Annotated in this window: 16 protein-coding genes and 1 pseudogene; 8 read left to right on the forward strand and 9 right to left on the reverse strand. The window is 69.1% G+C overall.

Annotated elements, in window-relative coordinates; genetic code table 11:
* Positions 1-72: 72 nt before the first annotated feature.
* Positions 73-1,425, reverse strand: a complete 1,353-nt coding sequence (locus tag ACIBN2_RS36675) for a serine hydrolase domain-containing protein (RefSeq protein WP_399141076.1) — start codon at positions 1,423-1,425, stop codon at positions 73-75.
* Positions 1,426-1,584: 159 nt separating this feature from the next.
* On the opposite strand from ACIBN2_RS36675, the gene ACIBN2_RS36680 reads away from it, so the two are divergent.
* Positions 1,585-2,265, forward strand: coding sequence for a TetR/AcrR family transcriptional regulator (locus ACIBN2_RS36680; RefSeq protein ID WP_399141078.1), 681 nt, complete (start codon positions 1,585-1,587; stop codon positions 2,263-2,265).
* Positions 2,266-2,786: 521 nt separating this feature from the next.
* Here ACIBN2_RS36680 and ACIBN2_RS36685 read toward each other — a convergent pair.
* Positions 2,787-3,017: a hypothetical protein gene (locus tag ACIBN2_RS36685; RefSeq protein WP_399141080.1), complete on the reverse strand. Its 231-nt coding sequence runs from the start codon at positions 3,015-3,017 to the stop codon at positions 2,787-2,789.
* Positions 3,018-3,331: 314 nt separating this feature from the next.
* Positions 3,332-3,763, reverse strand: coding sequence for an IS200/IS605 family transposase (tnpA, locus tag ACIBN2_RS36690; protein WP_399141082.1), 432 nt, complete (start codon positions 3,761-3,763; stop codon positions 3,332-3,334).
* A gap of 104 nt (positions 3,764-3,867) precedes the next feature.
* On the opposite strand from tnpA, the gene ACIBN2_RS36695 reads away from it, so the two are divergent.
* The gene (locus ACIBN2_RS36695) at positions 3,868-5,109 is read left to right on the forward strand and encodes an RNA-guided endonuclease InsQ/TnpB family protein (protein ID WP_399141083.1); all 1,242 of its coding nucleotides are present in this window, start codon (positions 3,868-3,870) and stop codon (positions 5,107-5,109) included.
* 332 nt (positions 5,110-5,441) lie between these two features.
* Here ACIBN2_RS36695 and ACIBN2_RS36700 read toward each other — a convergent pair whose 3' ends face one another.
* Positions 5,442-5,837 (reverse strand): hypothetical protein, encoded by a 396-nt coding sequence (locus ACIBN2_RS36700; RefSeq protein ID WP_399141084.1) that lies wholly within the window; start codon positions 5,835-5,837, stop codon positions 5,442-5,444.
* Positions 5,838-6,081: 244 nt separating this feature from the next.
* Positions 6,082-6,642, reverse strand: coding sequence for a DUF6817 domain-containing protein (locus tag ACIBN2_RS36705; protein ID WP_399141446.1), 561 nt, complete (start codon positions 6,640-6,642; stop codon positions 6,082-6,084).
* Positions 6,643-6,829: 187 nt separating this feature from the next.
* Here ACIBN2_RS36705 and ACIBN2_RS36710 point away from each other — a divergent pair.
* Positions 6,830-6,904 (forward strand): annotated as a pseudogene (locus ACIBN2_RS36710) (LysR family transcriptional regulator); the annotation flags it as partial.
* Between the two features lie 21 nt (positions 6,905-6,925).
* Here ACIBN2_RS36710 and ACIBN2_RS36715 read toward each other — a convergent pair.
* On the reverse strand, positions 6,926-7,690 hold the full coding sequence (locus tag ACIBN2_RS36715) for a class I SAM-dependent methyltransferase (protein WP_399141085.1): 765 nt from the start codon (positions 7,688-7,690) through the stop codon (positions 6,926-6,928).
* 143 nt (positions 7,691-7,833) lie between these two features.
* On the opposite strand from ACIBN2_RS36715, the gene ACIBN2_RS36720 reads away from it, so the two are divergent.
* Entirely contained in the window at positions 7,834-8,514 is a 681-nt protein-coding gene (locus ACIBN2_RS36720; protein WP_399141086.1) for a class I SAM-dependent methyltransferase, read from the forward strand.
* 134 nt (positions 8,515-8,648) lie between these two features.
* Here ACIBN2_RS36720 and ACIBN2_RS36725 read toward each other — a convergent pair whose 3' ends face one another.
* Together ACIBN2_RS36725 and ACIBN2_RS36730 are read right to left on the reverse strand one after the other, a co-directional pair.
* Positions 8,649-10,058 carry an alpha/beta hydrolase gene (locus ACIBN2_RS36725; RefSeq protein WP_399141088.1) on the reverse strand — a complete coding sequence of 470 codons (1,410 nt, stop codon included), beginning with the start codon at positions 10,056-10,058 and terminating at the stop codon, positions 8,649-8,651.
* 346 nt (positions 10,059-10,404) lie between these two features.
* On the reverse strand, positions 10,405-11,352 hold the full coding sequence (locus ACIBN2_RS36730) for a hypothetical protein (RefSeq protein ID WP_399141089.1): 948 nt from the start codon (positions 11,350-11,352) through the stop codon (positions 10,405-10,407).
* Positions 11,353-11,486: 134 nt separating this feature from the next.
* Here ACIBN2_RS36730 and ACIBN2_RS36735 point away from each other — a divergent pair, with 134 nt between their 5' ends.
* The gene (locus ACIBN2_RS36735) at positions 11,487-12,485 is read left to right on the forward strand and encodes an ArsR/SmtB family transcription factor (protein ID WP_399141091.1); all 999 of its coding nucleotides are present in this window, start codon (positions 11,487-11,489) and stop codon (positions 12,483-12,485) included.
* Between the two features lie 94 nt (positions 12,486-12,579).
* On the opposite strand, the gene ACIBN2_RS36740 is transcribed toward ACIBN2_RS36735, so the two are convergent.
* Positions 12,580-13,428: an alpha/beta hydrolase gene (locus ACIBN2_RS36740; protein ID WP_399141093.1), complete on the reverse strand. Its 849-nt coding sequence runs from the start codon at positions 13,426-13,428 to the stop codon at positions 12,580-12,582.
* A gap of 259 nt (positions 13,429-13,687) precedes the next feature.
* Between ACIBN2_RS36740 and ACIBN2_RS36745 the strand changes: the two genes are divergently transcribed.
* Genes ACIBN2_RS36745 through ACIBN2_RS36755 form a run of 3 tightly spaced genes read left to right on the forward strand, consistent with a single transcriptional unit; the run spans position 13,688 to position 15,912 of the window.
* Positions 13,688-15,034: a GH25 family lysozyme gene (locus tag ACIBN2_RS36745; RefSeq protein WP_399141095.1), complete on the forward strand. Its 1,347-nt coding sequence runs from the start codon at positions 13,688-13,690 to the stop codon at positions 15,032-15,034.
* A 25-nt stretch (positions 15,035-15,059) separates the two neighbouring features.
* Positions 15,060-15,455, forward strand: coding sequence for a hypothetical protein (locus ACIBN2_RS36750; protein ID WP_399141097.1), 396 nt, complete (start codon positions 15,060-15,062; stop codon positions 15,453-15,455).
* A gap of 40 nt (positions 15,456-15,495) precedes the next feature.
* Positions 15,496-15,912 (forward strand): hypothetical protein, encoded by a 417-nt coding sequence (locus ACIBN2_RS36755; RefSeq protein WP_399141099.1) that lies wholly within the window; start codon positions 15,496-15,498, stop codon positions 15,910-15,912.
* Positions 15,913-15,923: the final 11 nt, after the last annotated feature.

A 15,923-nucleotide genomic window follows, 5' to 3' on the forward strand; every position in this document is an offset into this window, starting at 1 on the left:
TCGTCACATGTTGCGGACCTGGGCGAGGCTGTCACCGGCCCCGCCTGACGTGCTCTCGGAGGATCCCAGGTATCACTCGGAGGGTGCCGGGACCCGGGTGAAGAACCGTCCGGCCAGGTCGGCCCCGATGATGGCGCCGGAGGCATCGCGGGTGAGGAAACCGCGCTGGCCGATCAGACCGCCGCCGGTGACGATGTACTCGTCGCCGCTCCCAGGGAGCAGGCCGAGCCCGGCCGGCGGCAGGTCCGCCGGCAGTTCCCTGCCGGCCGCCGCGCGGATCTCCGGCTTGATCCGGCATTCAAGCGTCATCGTGTCGCCGTCGGTGTCGATGACCAGCGTCATGAATTCGTTCTCGTAGGGCCCGGTGATCTCCTGGGCGCGCTGCGGGTCGTACGGGAGCGGCTCCGGGTCACGCTCGACCACGCCAAGGTAGTGTTCGAGCGCCCAGCGGAGCACAGCCTGGTTGAACTCCAGCCCGTTGTCGGGCCCGGCGTTGGACACCGCCACGACCGCGAAGTCCCGCTCCGGAACCAGCAGCAGGTTGGCGAACTGGCCGTTGCTCGATCCGCCGTGCCCCACGGTGCGCACTCCGTCCACGTCGCGCAGGAACCAGCCGAGGCCGATTGCATCGCCGAGCGTGGAGCCGTGCAGCTCCACCGTCGGCTGCCGCATGCGCCGCGCCAGGTCACCGCCGCCGAGGTGGAACCGGGCCCAGCGCAACTGGTCGGAGACCGAGGACACCAGGCCGCCCCCCGGGTTGTTGCCGCGCGCGTCCTTCCAGGTCCGGGCGACCTTGAGCGCGCCTTCGCTGAGGTTGTGGCCCACGGCGAACCGGCGGGTGATGGCCTGTCCGGCGGTGAAGACGCTGTCGGTCAGACCGGCCTGTTCCAGGACGAGTGAGGCGACAGCGGCCTCGTAGCTCTCGCCAGTGACGTTCTCGACGACCCGGCCGAGCAGGTTGTAGCCGAGCTGGCTGTAGGAGGCGCGGCCGCCGACCGGGCCGATCAGCGCGACCTTGGCCATGTTGGTCACCTCGCGGGCCAGCGCGTCGTCTCCGTCTCCGCTGTCGAAGACCATCCGGGTGTCCAGCCCGGCGGTGTGGTTGAGCAGGTTCAAGATGGTGATCTGTGCGGCCGCGTCCTCATCGGGGAGCCGGAGTTCGGGAACGTAGCGGCGCACCGGCGCGTCCAGCTCGACCCGTCCCTGCTCGACCAGGCGCATGATCGCGGTCGCCGTGTAGGTCTTGGTGACCGAGCCCAGCACGAACAGCGTGTCGGGGGTGACGGGCAGCGGGTTGTCGATGCTCGTCACGCCGTGGCAGGCGGTCAGCTCCCGTCCGTCCGCCCAAACTCCCACCGCCGCACCCGGGATGCCGAGCTCCGTGGCCCTCGCCTCGGCATACTCCGCCAGCGAATCATGTGACATCTCGGTTCCCCCTCGAACGGTGTGGTTCGCGCACGGCGCCGGCCGCCCAGCGGGCGCCGCGGCGACTTGCACGGTGTACAAGTTGAGGCTAGCGAACTACTTGAACACTGTGCAAGGGACTTCTTGAACGGCGTGCAAGTCGAGGGCTATCGTGCATCCATGCCCCGCAGCACGCTGACTCGCGAACAGATCATCACCGCCGCCATCACCCTGCTGGACTCCGAAGGACTGGAGGGTCTGAGCATGCGGGCACTGGGCCAGCGGCTCGGCTCGGCGGCCACCGCGGTCTACTGGCACGTGGGCAGCAAGGACAACCTCATCGCCCTCGCCGGCGACCAGCTGTGGCACGAAATCGCGCTGCCCGACCCCGACGAGGCCGGCTGGCGCGCGGCGGCCACCATCATGGCCGGCGACCTGTACGCGATGCTCACCCGCCATCCGTGGCTGCTGCAGGCCTTCGGCTCACTCCTCATGTTCGGCCCCGGCAAGGCCCGCCACGACGACCACCTCCTCGCCATCTACGAAGCAGCGGGATTCGCCGGCCCCGCAGCCGACCAGGCCGCGGCCGCCGTCTTCACCTTTGTCCTCGGCAACGCCCTCGGCCTCGCCGCGACAGCCTCACTCACCCGCAAACTGCGGCGCGAAGGCAGCAGCGCCGAACAGGCCCTCGGCAACGCCCAGGCCGAAGCCCGCGAGATCGCCGCACAGTTCCCCCGGCTGCGCGCCCGCCTGGACACCCACAGCGCCGACTACGGCGCGGCGCCCGACCACACCTTCGAGACCGGCCTCCAGGCCATGCTCGACGGGCTGCAGGCACTGCAGCCAGGGCCCACTCGGTGACCATCACATGAGGACCCGGGAAGGCACGCTCGGCCTACGGCCGGGCAGAGCCGGAGGACGGTGGCACTGCACTCCGGTTGCCGCAGCGCGGCGCACCGGGGCCGTGGCCCGGCCTGGATCGGATCGGATCGGATCGGATCGGTGAGGATCCTCTTGACCAGAGCCATCTCCCCAGCGCCGATGACCTGCACGGACTCGCGAAAGTAGGCAGCGAGGCGCAGGTGCCCGGCCGGCACTTCCTGCGGGACGCCGCAGGGGCTCATGCGGCTTGGTCCTGGCGCTCGACCAGAACGCCGTCCTCGAAGCCTCGCTCCCGCGCGAACGACGGCGACGGCGACGGCGACGGCGACGAGGCGGGAGCCGGTGATCGTGCGCCAGCATTCCTGGGCGGACTCGACCGGCTTGGACTTCACCGCCGCGCGCGATGAGCACGCGAACAGACCTCGTTGGGCTGGCGAGTCCGCACCCGCCGCGAGGCTCGGCAACCTGCGCCGCCCCGGCCTGGCGGCCCGAGGCAGCAGCTAGGAGTGACGATGCCGGTCGGTCCGGGTGAAGACGCCAGTGATCGTGTGCCCTGGGACGAGGTGGCGGTCGGTGTGAGGCAGTGACACTTCCACAAGACGTCCCTCGTACAGCATCCACAGACCGAAGCAGTCGTCCTCTTCGTCCTGGATGAGCACCTGCACCGAGTACGGGTCGGGCCACGGCAACGACTCCAGATGGGCGAGCAGCCCGTGCCAGTTCAGCCGCATGAACTCTATGACCCAGGCGTCGAACCAACTTCCGCCATACGAGTCGGCGGCAATCGAGGCAGACTTCTGCGAGCTCTTCGACCTCGCCGTGTGCCTGGTGATCGACGAAGGCACCCTCCGTCACGGCCCGCCTCCCGCACCGACAACGCGTTCGGTCAGCATCCCGAAGAACGCGTGGCGGCCCTCGAGTGGAACCCCCGGATGCGAGCGATCTACCTCTGATCTTGGCCAGTGCTCCGCCGTTTACGGCGGGGTGAAGGCCATCTCAGAACTGCTGTGACCCGCAGCGTTCGCACGGGTCCGCAGTGTTGTCCTCAGCCCACGGGGCGCTGCTGGTTCTCGATGTACTGCTTGACGATGGTCAGCGGTGCCCCGCCGCAGGATCCGGCGAAGTAGGAGCCGGACCAGAAGTGTCCGCCCCACAGATACCGGCGTACGTGGCTGTCGTATTCCTGGCGGAGCCTGCGGGAGGAGACGCCCTTGAGGGAGTTGACCAGCTTGGAGAGCTGGACCTTGGGCGGGTAGTGCACGAGGAGGTGTACATGGTCCTGCTCGCCGTTGAACTGCTTGAGGTCGGCCTCGAAGTCCGTGCAGACCTCGCGCATGATCTCCTCGGTGCGCGTCAGCATGGCGTCGGTGAATGCCTTGCGTCGGTACTTGGTGACAAAAACCAAGTGGACATGCAGGTTGTAGACGACGTGGCGTCCGGTGCGAACATCGGGATTAGGGTTCCACCGTGGTGACATAAGCCAACTGTAGTAGAGTGATCGTCATGAGCGAACTTGTGTGAGAGAAGCGGCAGTTCGGGCATCGTGCCCGGCTGGCGCTGACGCCTGCACAGGCGCGGCTCATGGATGAGCAGGCCCATGCGGCACGGGCGATGTGGAATCAGCTCCACGACCTGTGGCAGATGACGCCGAAGTGTCAGCGCTCTCTGACGCGCATGGATCAGGCGTTGCGACAGGCCCGCAAGGAGATCGACTGGTACGCGATGCTGCCTGCGCAGGCCGCGCAGGCGGTGCTGAAAACGTACTTCCAGGCCTGGCGGAACTGCTGGAAGGGGCGGGCGGACGAGCCGACCTTCAAGGCCCGTTTCCGCACCGTCATGTCCGTGGACATCCCGCAGGGCCGGGACTTGCAGATCAAGCGAGTGCACCGACGGTGGGGCATGGCCAACGTTCCCAGGGTGGGGCGTGTCCGCTTCCGGTGGACCAAGGATCTCCCGGTCGGCAAGCTCGCCGGCAAGGAGAACCGGATCACCGGGGCACGGCTGGTCAAGGACGGGCTCGGATGGCATATCGCCTTCCGCGTCCAGACTCTGGAGTCGAAGCCTGGGCCGCACATCGGCCCTGAGGCCGGCATCGACGCCGGGGTCAGTCTTCCCCTTGCCCTGTCCGACGGCAACCACCAGGACCACGGCCGGCCGCCCCGGCTCCCGGACGGCACCGCCGACCGGGACAAGTGGCTGAATCCGGACGAGAAGGCCAAGCTGCTCCGCCTGGAGCGGCAAGCCGCGCACCGCAAGTCCTTCCGCAAGCCGAAGGAGCGCAGCTCGAACCGGCTGCACCGCGCCTACGACCAGATCAAGCAGCTCCGCGCAAGAGCCACGCGACGAGCGACTGACTGGCAGCACAAGACCACCACCGCCATCGCCAAGGAGTACGGCACGGTCGTGGTGGAGCAGTTGCAGATCACGAACATGGTCAAGTCCGCCAGGGGAACCATCGAGAACCCGGGGACGAACGTCGCACAGAAGTCCGGCCTGAACCGCTCCATCAGCCAGGAGGCGTGGGGCCGGACCGTGACCATGCTGACGTACAAGACCGCCCGCCACGGCGGAACCCTGGTCAAGGTCCCCGCCCCGAACACCTCCCTGCGCTGCTCCGCGTGCGGTTTCATCACGCCCGGCAGCCGGGAAGACCAGGCCACGTTCGTATGCAAGAACCCCGACTGCGGCTGGTCCGGCAACGCCGACTGGAACGCGGCCCGGAACATCTTGCACCTGTACCGGATCGGCCTCGTGGCGATCCCGGCTGCCGGGAGGGCAGTCGTCAGACGCACCCGTGGCGTCAAGCCCGCCACCGCAAGGTAGGCAGGAATCTCCTTCCTGAGCCTGCGAAGGGAGGAGAGCACTTCAAGAAGGCCGCGGTGCGACCGTCGTCTCCGTATCCAGGCCCGTGACGGAGGTCGTGAACGCCGTGATCGACAGTCCAGGAACTGACAGAGCCCACTCGATAGCCACCGTGGGCGACATCCCACAGAACCAGCGGCGAACCGGGACCGGTTGAATCTGCCTCACTGTGCCGGCGGCCCGAGGCCGATGCCACAGCCGAAGGTGTCGTCCGGCCTGAGAGCCTCCGCCGGGACGGCGTCGGTGAGCAGAGGTGCCTCGCCGACCCGTACCGGCTCACGGCAGTCCCTCCGCTAGCAGTGAGACAGCTCCCTGACATCGTTGAGGAATCCGTACGTGTCGAGGTTCACGTCGCTCACCCACACGTTGCGGTGTCCGGTGTCGTCGTCTGTGAGGAGCCAGACCGAGCTCGTGTGGCCGTTGCCCGTGTAAGTGACGCTGTAGGTGTAGCAGTAGAAGTAGTTGCTGCCCGCGTACAAGGTGCCCGCGTGAGTCGAGGTCTGCCAGTCGGGACTGTAGTGCGTCCACTGGTCGATCACCGTGTTGTAGTAGCGCAGTCCGGCAGACTGGAGCGGTGCGGCCTTCGCCGGGGAATCCGGCTGAGTCGCCACTGCCTGGGAGGCGCCGGCGAGTAGCCCGGCCGTCGCCAACACGGCAAGGAGTCCGCTTCTCAAGGTACGGGTGGGCATGGGTTATCTCCCCCTGTGTCATGCCGCTGCGACGAGGCGTCCCAGCGGTCGATTCCGGTGCGCCCCACGGCTCCGCGGCCCGGGGCAGTCTGCCTCGAACCACACGCCGTGCTGGTACGAACAATCGTGCTGGTACGCCTTGCGGGCGAACAGGTCACGAACAGTTCACGTGTGACCTGTTCAGCTGGGCGACCGTCTCAGCGCTGGTCCCTCTTCCCCCCTTGAGATGCGCGAGTTGTCGTCGTCACCGACCCGCAGGGGCGGCAAGAACCGTGCGGCACTCACGCCAGGCGTCAGCGCTCAACAAATCCTTGAGTCTGGTGAACAGGGCGAGCAGGTCAGGGCCGTACTGGTCGCGGAAGGCGGAATCGACGATGGCGAGATCGAGTTCGTTGGCCGCGGACAATTCGGTGAAGTCCCGGCGCAACTGGGGCCCGGGAACGCAGGAGCGGCCGGTGAACCTGTCGTGGAAGCACTCGTCCGCCTGATTCAGCGCCGGGTAGGTGGCTTTGCGGTCGCATGAGGCGTACAGGTACACGATGGCCTCGGCCTCGGCGCCGATCAGCGCTGCAAGGTCGCCACGGCGCTCCAGCGGCAGCAGTGCGGTGGGAAAGCCGTCCGTGCCGTAGAACGCGTGGCACAGACCGGCGAGTTGGAGGGCTGGACGGGACTTCCAGCGCGCGAGCCGCGCCTGGACGCGCTCCAGGTGGGTCAGGAGGGTGCCGCCGGGGTGGGCGATGCTTTCGGCACCGAACTCACGCAGCAGGGTGACAGCCCGGTCGGTCGCGGCAGGAAGAGCAGGCACGATGTCCGTGTCCCTTCGACAACGGGTAACGGGATAGCGGGCAGGCACCCGCACAGCGTCCTCACCGGTCCCGATCCGTACGAGGCACCGGGTGGGTTGCCGTCTGGGCCCTGCCACGATCTTCTGTGACCCCAACACCCCAGTCAATCCTGGGAATTGCTCCACGCATACCAGGTAGAGCTTGGGACTGTCCCCGGATGATCTACGTGTGTTCGTCGCCATGTGCCGGGCGGGAAGCCTCAGCGCCGTGGCCCGTGAACTGTCCTTCTGATGCACGCGCTCCCTAGGGCAATGCGGGAGGTACGGGCTTCGCGGTATCGCGCCGTGCCACGAACACGAACTCCCTGCCCGGTCGGTCGGGTGCGTCACCTACGTCCTCGACAACGAAGCCGTGCTCGTGCAAGTCCCGCTCGATCTCCGTACGTTCACGGAAGCGCAGTGTCGATTCCGAGGTCAGCACCTCCCCGTCCGCAGCGAACACATGCGTACCCCGGAAGGTCACCAGCGGCAGGCTCACGTCCGTCAGCTCGGCCCAGGTCTCGACGCGGCCAACGCCCGGGACGTCCGTCACGCGGTACGTGGTCTCACGCGTCCACTCCGCCCACTCCTCCCAGACGCGCCGCGCCGGATCGCGCGTCTCGAAGACAAGCCGCCCGCCGGGCCGCAGCGCCTCGTGCGCGCCGCGCAATGTCATACGCCACGCCCGCGGACCGGCGATCGCCTGGGCGACGTTCCCGGTCATCGTCACCAGGTCGACCCGCAAGGGCGGCAGGTCCCGCGCGTCGCCGTCGAGCCAGCGCACCCGCTCCCCGCCCGGCTTGCCCCGCGCGACGTCGACGGACGCCCGCGCGGGATCGATCCCGGTGACCTTCATCCCGCGCTCGGCGAGCAGCAACGCGAACACACCCGTACCGCAGCCGATGTCCAGCACCGATCGCGCACCGAACTCCTCCGCCATCGCGAGATACGCGTCGAGATCGCTGCGGTCCGGATCAAGTGCGTCGTAGATGGCGGCGAGGCGTGGATGTCCGAAAGCTGCGTCAACCATGGAGGCGAACGTATGTGGTCCGGAGCCCCCGCGGCCACTGCCTTTTCGGAGTACGTCGCTTCGGAGTACGTCGCTTTCGACGCCGTTTGCCGGACCAGCAACAGAAGTGGCAGACCGGGAATGACGTGAGCGACGGTGGGCTCGTGACCGACGACATCGCAGCAGGCTCCCCCGCGTTCGACCTCTCCTCCTCTACCGACAGATATGTCGGAGACCCCGCGGTGCGAGAGGAGTGGGACAGGCGGTATGCCGACCGAGACCAGTTGTGGAGCGGCCGGCCCAACGGTGCGCTGGTGGCCGAGGTCTACGGGCTCACACCCGGGCGAGTGCTCGACGTCGGCTGCGGCGAGGGCGCGGACGCCCTGTGGCTCGCGCGCGGCGGCTGGCAGGTGACCGCGCTCGAGGTCTCGGGCGTGGCGCTGGAGCGGGCCGCCGGACACGCCCGGGAGGCCGGCCTCACCGCTGACTGGATCCACGCCGCACTTACCGAGGCGGCGCTCCCGCCAGCCTCCTTCGACCTGGTCTCCGCACAGTACCCGGCCTTGCTGCGCACCCCCGACGCCGCAGCCGAGCGAGCACTGCTCGCGACCGTCGCACCCGGCGGCGTGCTGCTGCTCGTACACCACGCGGGAATGGACACCGAGCAGGCACACGACAGCGGCTTCGACCCGGCCGACTACGTCTGGCCCTCGATGGTCGCCGATCTACTCGACGACGACTGGGAGGTGGAGGTCGACGAGCAACGGCCACGCATGGCACCCGACGGAGGCGCCGGTGCGCACCACACCGACGACCTGGTGCTGCGCGCGCGCCGGCTGCGCTGAGCCGGCGGGTCCACAACTACTCGCGCCGGCCGTCCTGCCGGTCCGACAGATCGGCGTGGACCATGTAGTTGGACAGATCGCCGTGGACCATGTAGCTGGTGGGACCCCGGCCGATCGGCTCCTCATGCGTGATGTCACCAGCGGGCGCCGGGTGCCACGCGATCGCGGCCGACTGTCAACTGGGCCGGGCGGTAGGTGACATAGGCCGCCCCGTCCAGACCGAGCCCGGTTGCGGACCGCTGGAGTGCAGCCGGTGTAGCGACGTCGTCCCACTGGCCAGTGCCGACCCGGTGTTCGAGCGCGTGCAGGGCGGCGACGGTCTCGGCGGTGGTGAAGGCGCAGTGGCCCTGCCGCGCGACGAACGCCTGCCGCAGCAGCGCGCCGTCGCCGGCTGCGCGCACGCGAGCGGCGAAGCGGTTCTCCTGCTGCGCTGGAACCAGGTTGTCCGCGGTGGTGTGGATATCCAGCAACGGCACCTGCAGGCCCTGGCCGGCCGAGGACGTCCGCTGCGCGGTGCGGACGGCGGCAGGATCGGCGGCGATCGTGGCGTTCTCGGTCAGCTCGCGCAGGTCGGCATGCAGGTCGAGGCCGGCCGCCTGGTAGAGCGCGCGCACCTGGGGCGCGTGTTCGGAGCCGGACAACAGGCGGGCGTAGTCCACGCCCCGGTTCCAGGAGTTGTTGCCGCCGACGGACTGCTCGATGGCGGACCGGCCGCCCTCGACGAACGACAGGATGCCCTGCGCGAACCACGCGTACTGCTGCTCCTCCTGACCCGCCCAGTCGGTCGCGGCGGGCTGCTCCTGCCCGGGTGCCCAGGCCGGCAGGTTGAGGAAAGCCGCCGCCAGCGCGATACGGGCGCGGCCCTGTGTCGTGGACTGCGCAGCGGTGACGGCGTCGGTGAGCTTCTTGGCAGTGGCCGCCGCATCGTCGGCGGAGCCGAAGCGGACCAGCTTGAGGTCCTGCCCGGGCAGGAGCAGCCGGGCGATGGTGTACTCGGCGTCGAGCTGGTAGTTGTCCAGGTCCGTGCCGCCCGCGACCAGACCGCACTGCCCGAGCGCGCCGTCGATGCGCCGGCCGCCGTCCCGGGCCAGCTGGGCGTTGACGAGTCCGCCCATGGACTGGCCGATGGCCAGGATGCCTTGGGGCCTGCCGATCTTCGCGGTGACGGCGTCGAGCGTGGCGAACTGGTCCCGTTCGGCGCTGTTCAGGGCCCACATCGAGGCATGGGGGTCGTACGACGACCCGGCCATCGCGTAGCCCTCGGCAAGTAGCTCGGTGCGTACGGCGTCCGTAGGGGCGTCCTGGGCAATGGTGGGTCCGAAGCCGTGGCTGAACAGCAGCAGGGTGCCGTTCCAGTTGCTGGGGACGTCCGCGACCCAGTCGGCGCCGTCGGAGAGGGTGCCGGTGAGGTGGCCGGCGGCCGCCGTGTCCGCCTGGGCGGCCGACGAGGGGACGGCGGTCAGGATCGCGGACGTCAACGCGGCCAGGGTCGCCAAGGCCCTACGCCTGCGGGAGCTGGTACGGGTGCGAGTGCTGGCAGTCATGAGAGCTCCCTTTGGAGGGCGTTCTGGCGGGCTCACCGGCAGATACTCCGTGCGCTGAACAAGGGCATGCGCAATGTAGTGCCGAATCCGAGTGGCCGTCAATATTGTGCACAACTTGAGGCCCCGATGGCGTCCGACCACCGAGGGCCATCTGTGCCAGGTGACGGTGGCGCAAGCGCAGGGCGAAGCAGGCGTGGCCCAAGCCTGCTGGCAGCGACGGTGGTTGGGGGCGGTAGGCAGTTCGGCGCAGCGCCCGGCAACAGCGGCCGTGGGGGCCGGGCGTAGACGTCGGGCATCTCACCACGCTCGTCATGCGGGCTCCGCGAAGCCCACCGTCATGCTGTTGTCAGCGGCACATGGGATCAGGGACCGCCGACACGGTGTACGGGGGTCGGCCCGGCGGATCGTCGAGCTGGCTGTTGACGACGTACAGCCGGCAGCCGTACCGGGCCAGAGTGGTCGGCAGGTCGAACCGCTCGCCGGTGATCCGATGCCGTACCGTCCCACTTCGCAGATCCTCGCTCAGCTCGGCCACGTAAACCCCGGCCGGCGCACCGTAGTTGAGAACCGCGTACAAGGTTTGACCGTGCAGGACCATGCCGTCAGCGCCGAACGACTGGTCCCCCAGCCGCACTTGCTCCACCGCTCTGGACCCGACGTCCACCCTCCACACCGCCTCCGTGCCGTTGGACGCCACCAGCAGCGTCCGGCCGGTCCGATCGGCCACGATTCCGTTGAGCAGCCAGTACTGCGCCGGGAACTGCGGAAAGGCGCTGCGGATGTCCAGCCAGGGCCGCAACGGGCCCAGCCGACCGCCGTGCAGCTCGGCCCGGTGGACAACGGGATTGGCCCAGTCGGTGACGTACACCGCGTCCTTCGTGATCACCAAGTCGTTGAGGTCCGCGGCCCCGAGAGGGCCGGCCTCGGCGCTCCGGCTGGCCAGCAGCCGCCCGCTGCGGTCGTGCACCGTCAGGTTCGCGCCCCCCACGGAGTAGACACGGCCGCGGGCATCAGTGTGCACGCCGAGCGTCTTCGCGCGGCCGTCGATGCCCCGTACGGCGAACGGCCGCAGCTGGGGCGCGCCGACGTGTCCCCGAAACAGCCGGCCGGTGCCATCGGAGGACACATACATCGTGCCGTCGCGTTCCACGGTGATGCCCTCGGGCAAGATGCCCGGGTCCCGGGAGACGACGTAGTGGTCGGGCAGTTCCCGGGCACCCGCGGGCCCGGTCTGGCCGGCCACCGCCAGCAGCACAACGGCCCCCAGACAGAGCAGACGTGTCGTGACGCGCATCGATCGACCTCCCAAAGAGTCCTGGCACGCGGCCAATTCCGGCCGCGCCGGACCAGGTTGACCGGAACGGGCGCGCTAATGCCCGCCCTTTCAGCCCTGGCTGAAAGGCCCGGCCCCACCGATAATCGGTTGCCGTGATCCGACTGCATTTCTCGGCCACCGACCTACGCCGCATCACGCTCGCACCGCGCCCCGAGGCCTTGTTCGAGACGGCGCTGAGCGTGCGCCTGCTGCTCGGCACGCCAGACCGCCAACCCGGCAGCGGTGCCGCACGGGCCAGGTGGCGACGCGCCATGAACGGCACTCCTGCGGACCTGGCGGGCATCCTTCCCGACCTGGTCCGTCAGACGCCGTACCTTCCCGACTTCCTGTTGCAGCCGGCCCTGCCCACCTTCGACGACTCCGTGCAGTCCGCCCGGTCCACCCCCGCCGCACAACTCCACCAGGACCTGGCCCCGTTGATCGAACCGCCACGCACGCCGCCCGTTCCACCTCACATCGCGCCGCCCGCGCCAGCCAGACTGCGCGCCCTGGCCGACGGTGATCTGCCCGCTCGTGACGCCTTCGCCGCAGACCTCCACCGCTACCACGCCTCAGCCATCGCCTCCCTATGGCCGCAGATCACGGCCACCGCGACCGCAGACCGCGCGCTGCGGGCCGAGATGCTGCTGCGCGGCGGAGTCGACGCCCTGCTCACCACCCTCAACCCCACCTGGCGATGGCAGCCTCCCACCCTCCACCTGCCTTCCTCCCGCGACACCGACATCCCCCTGTGCGGCCGCGGTCTGCTGCTGCTCCCCTCCTACTTCACCGTCACTCCCCTCGTCCGCTACCACCCCGATGAGGCCACCGTCCTGCTGTATCCCATGCACCACCCCGCCGAATCCGCCAGCGCCCCCGATGAGGCGTTGACATCACTCCTCGGCCGCACCCGCGCCGCCGTCCTGGCCGGCCTCCGCAGCCCCGCCACCACCACCGCCCTCGCCGAACGCACCAACATCTCCCTGGCCGGCGCCAGCCAACACGCCACCGTCCTCCGCCATGCCGGCCTCATCACCACCCAACGCACCGGCACCACCGTCCTCCACACCCTGACTCCCCTCGGCCACGCCCTCCTTGACGGCACGCGCTGAGCGGGACGTGGATGCGACGGGCGGCCGCCGAGGCCATCCCTCACTGCCCCGAAGGAGGCCGTTGCGAGGGAATGGTCGGCGGCCCGGGGCGCCCTCAATCTTCGTCCGGCCGCCACAGCCAGCGCAGAGCGTCCGGCAGCAGGACGCCGCCGTGGTTGGGGCTGTGTCCGCCGTCTCCCAGGACAAGGCGGAAGTCGTAGCCCGCTTCGGCGAGAGCGGCTGCCACGCGCAGGTTTTCAGCGAGCCAGTTCCCCTGTGGCTCATTCCAGTGGAGGTCGCGGTGGCCGCCCTGCATGAAGATGCGCAGTGGCTTGCGGGGAGCGCGGGAGATGAGGTCCGGGTAGGGATTGCCGTCCGGCATCTGCGCGAAGCTGGACAGGTATCCGATGACGCGGCGGAACGTGTCCGGTCGCAGCCACGCGGCGGTGAAGGCGCAGTTGCCGCCGCTGCTCCCGCCGCAGATGCCCCACTGTTCGGGCGACCGGGCGATGGTCCAGCGCTCCGCAACCTGCGGGATGATCTCGGTGAGGAGGAAGGTGGCGTACCGGCTGTCGAAGGCGTCGTACTCGTTGTTCCGGTTCTTGGGGTTCTCCGCATTGGGGAAGACGCCAGGATCGACGAACACGCCGATGGTGACGGGTATGTCGCCGCGGTGAATGAGGTTGTCCAGGACGATCGCGCCGCGTACCTCCCCTGCGGGGTCCAGGTACCACCACCCGTCCTGGAACACCATCAAGGACGCCGGTTCCGCCGGGTCGTACTGGGCAGGCACGTGGACCCAGAACTTCCGGAAGGTTCCCGGGTAGACCTCGCTGTCCCGCCAGTCGAACGCGAGCGTCTCGCCGGCGGGCACGCCCGGCTGCAGAGCGGAATCGGGTCCGTGGACGTAGCGCACGTCCGACTGGTCGATCGGAAGTGGCCGGTAGGGCATCTCGATGGTCACGGGAAGCGACCGTAGGGCGATCACCACCCCTGACCGCAAGGGATTTCGGCCCGGGCGCTCCACCGGGCAGCTTCAGTGCGAGGTGGGAAACCGCTCAATGTCCCATGTCCATCCCAGCGGTCCCCCGTCCTCGCTGGTCACAGACACGTGACCATCCCGCCGTCCCAATCCCGGAACGAGGGTGTCCACCCCGGGACGACCGCTGCCAGCATGACCCGCGCCGGGATCTCCCGGCCAACTCACAAGAGGGGAACACCAGATGGGACAGAGGACGCTTCTGCGGGGTCTGACCCTCGCCGTGGCAGCGGTCCTGCCCCTGTGCGGGCCCGCGGTGGTGCAGGCGGCGGAGTCCGCGGCCACCGCGGTCGCGGTCTGCGGGCATACGAGCGCACAGCCGACCCTGCAACGGGGATCCACGGGGGACTCCGCGCTCGAGGCACAGTGTGAGCTCAACCTGGCGACCAAGCCGAGCCGTTACACGCCCATCGCGGCCGACGGCTCCTTCGGGTCCGGGACGGAGACGCGCGTGAAGGAGTTCCAGCGGTGCGCCGGACTGGACGTGGACGGTGTGCTCGGACCGCAGACCTGGGCGGCACTGAACACCTGGGCCGCACAACCGCACACCTGCGCCACACAGGGCACGTCGAGTACGGCGCAGTCGAGCGTGTGCGGCCACACCGACACGCGTCCGACGCTGCGTCAGGGGGCGACAGGCACCGAGGTCAAGGAGGCGCAGTGCCGGCTGAACCTGGCCATGGAGCCGTTCCACTACCCGCCACTGGCCATCGACGGCAACTTCGGCGGCGGGACCCAGTCGCGGGTCATCGAACTCCAGCACTGCGCCGGCCTCAGCGCGGACGGCGTCGTAGGCCCCAACACCTGGGCCAGATTGGTGGATTGGTCCAGCCGTAACACCTACTGCACGCCGCCGCGGCCCGCCGGCTACTCGATCGACGGCCTGGACACGGCCAAGTACCAGCACCCCGGCGGCGCACCGATCGACTGGAAGGCCGTACGGGCCTCGGGTGTCGAGTTCGCGACCGTCAAGGCGACCCGGGGCACGAACGTCACCGACGAGTACCTCACCACCGACCTCCAGGGAGCCAGGGCGGCGGGGCTGGCCGTCGCGCCCTACCACTTCTACACCGGCAGCTCGCCCGACACCGGTGCCGCGCAGGCCGACCGGTTCATCGCCGCCGTACGGGCAACCGGCTACACCGGCGCGCGCGCCGGCGACCTGCCGCCGATCTTCGACCTGGAACGCATGGACGACGGCAGCGGCCGCTGCCCCACCTACGGCACGGTGGACGACGCCAAAGCATGGCTCGACCGGGTGGAAGCCGCCTTCGGCCGCACTCCGATCATCTACACCCAGAAATCGTTCCTCGACGACTGCCTGGGTTCGACCACCGCGTTCACCCGCTATCCGGTGCAACTCGCGGACTACCGCCAGTCGATCACCCAGCCACCGCTGCCGAACGGCTCGGCCACCTGGACGATGTGGCAGTACACCGACGCCGCACTGTTCCCGGGCATCAAGGCACCGGCGACCGCGGACGTGTTCAACGGCACCCAGGCCGACCTGGACCGGCTCGCCAACCGCTGATCCCGCCCGGAACAGGAGAACCCGCATGACCACCCGGTTCGCACGCGCGTTTCCCGTCGCGCTGCTCGTCGCCCTGGGCCTGACCGTCCCCACGCCCGCCTCCGCCTCGGCCGCCACAGCCTCCGCGGCGACCTCCTGCTACGGCGGGGCGGTCACGGTGCACTACGGGGACGCACTCGAGTTCGGCCCCTACTGGGCCACGGCCCGCTGCGACGACATCAACCTGCGCGTCATCGGCGGTACGGCCGACTACGTCAACGCCTGCGTGAAGTTCGCGAAGTACGGCACCTGCAACCGCTGGACCAAGGTCGGCCGCAGCTGGACGACGATCGCCACCGACGTCCTGGACGGCAGCAAGTTCACCGTGCCCGTCGGCGTGCCCCTGGAGGGCGACGACGCCGTCATGCAGATCGCCTTCTGACCCCCTCACCGACGCGGAACCAGAATCAACGGAGACCCCCATGATCCGCCAAAGAACGTTCGCTGCGGCCCTGTTCACCGCGGCCGCACTGCTCGGCCCGGGCGTCGCGCCCGCCTCCGCACACGCCTCGGCCGCCGCCGTCAGCTGCTACGGCGGCGCCAAGCCCCTGACGTACCACTACAACCCGGCCGCCGTGGAGTACGGCACCTACACCACGACCTCGCGGTGCAACGACATCAACATACGGCTCATCACGGACGAACCGGGGGTGTACCTGGACGCCTGTGTGGTGTTCGTCGACCACACCACCAAGTGCAACAACGGCGACGCGTACACCACGCACGGCACGGAGTGGGGCACCGTCGCCACCGACGTCAAGGACGGCACCCACTTCGTGCTGCGCGTGCACGCCTATGACACCGACGCGCAGAACGTCGCCTTCCAGATCGCCTACTGACCTTCCCCCAC

The sequence above is a fragment of the Streptomyces sp. NPDC050534 genome, from assembly GCF_044457745.1.
Classification (GTDB): Bacteria; Actinomycetota; Actinomycetes; order Streptomycetales; family Streptomycetaceae; genus Streptomyces.

Coding starts and splice junctions, on each gene's coding strand:
- ACIBN2_RS36750 (WP_399141097.1), top strand. CDS start 15,060: ATGACCACCCGGTTCGCACGCGCGTTTCCCGTCGCGCTGCTCGTCGCC.
- ACIBN2_RS36725 (WP_399141088.1), bottom strand. CDS start 10,058: ATGACTGCCAGCACTCGCACCCGTACCAGCTCCCGCAGGCGTAGGGCC.
- ACIBN2_RS36755 (WP_399141099.1), top strand. CDS start 15,496: ATGATCCGCCAAAGAACGTTCGCTGCGGCCCTGTTCACCGCGGCCGCA.
- ACIBN2_RS36700 (WP_399141084.1), bottom strand. CDS start 5,837: ATGCCCACCCGTACCTTGAGAAGCGGACTCCTTGCCGTGTTGGCGACG.
- ACIBN2_RS36680 (WP_399141078.1), top strand. CDS start 1,585: ATGCCCCGCAGCACGCTGACTCGCGAACAGATCATCACCGCCGCCATC.
- ACIBN2_RS36685 (WP_399141080.1), bottom strand. CDS start 3,017: ATGCGGCTGAACTGGCACGGGCTGCTCGCCCATCTGGAGTCGTTGCCG.
- tnpA (WP_399141082.1), bottom strand. CDS start 3,763: ATGTCACCACGGTGGAACCCTAATCCCGATGTTCGCACCGGACGCCAC.
- ACIBN2_RS36695 (WP_399141083.1), top strand. CDS start 3,868: ATGGATGAGCAGGCCCATGCGGCACGGGCGATGTGGAATCAGCTCCAC.
- ACIBN2_RS36730 (WP_399141089.1), bottom strand. CDS start 11,352: ATGCGCGTCACGACACGTCTGCTCTGTCTGGGGGCCGTTGTGCTGCTG.
- ACIBN2_RS36745 (WP_399141095.1), top strand. CDS start 13,688: ATGGGACAGAGGACGCTTCTGCGGGGTCTGACCCTCGCCGTGGCAGCG.
- ACIBN2_RS36675 (WP_399141076.1), bottom strand. CDS start 1,425: ATGTCACATGATTCGCTGGCGGAGTATGCCGAGGCGAGGGCCACGGAG.
- ACIBN2_RS36715 (WP_399141085.1), bottom strand. CDS start 7,690: ATGGTTGACGCAGCTTTCGGACATCCACGCCTCGCCGCCATCTACGAC.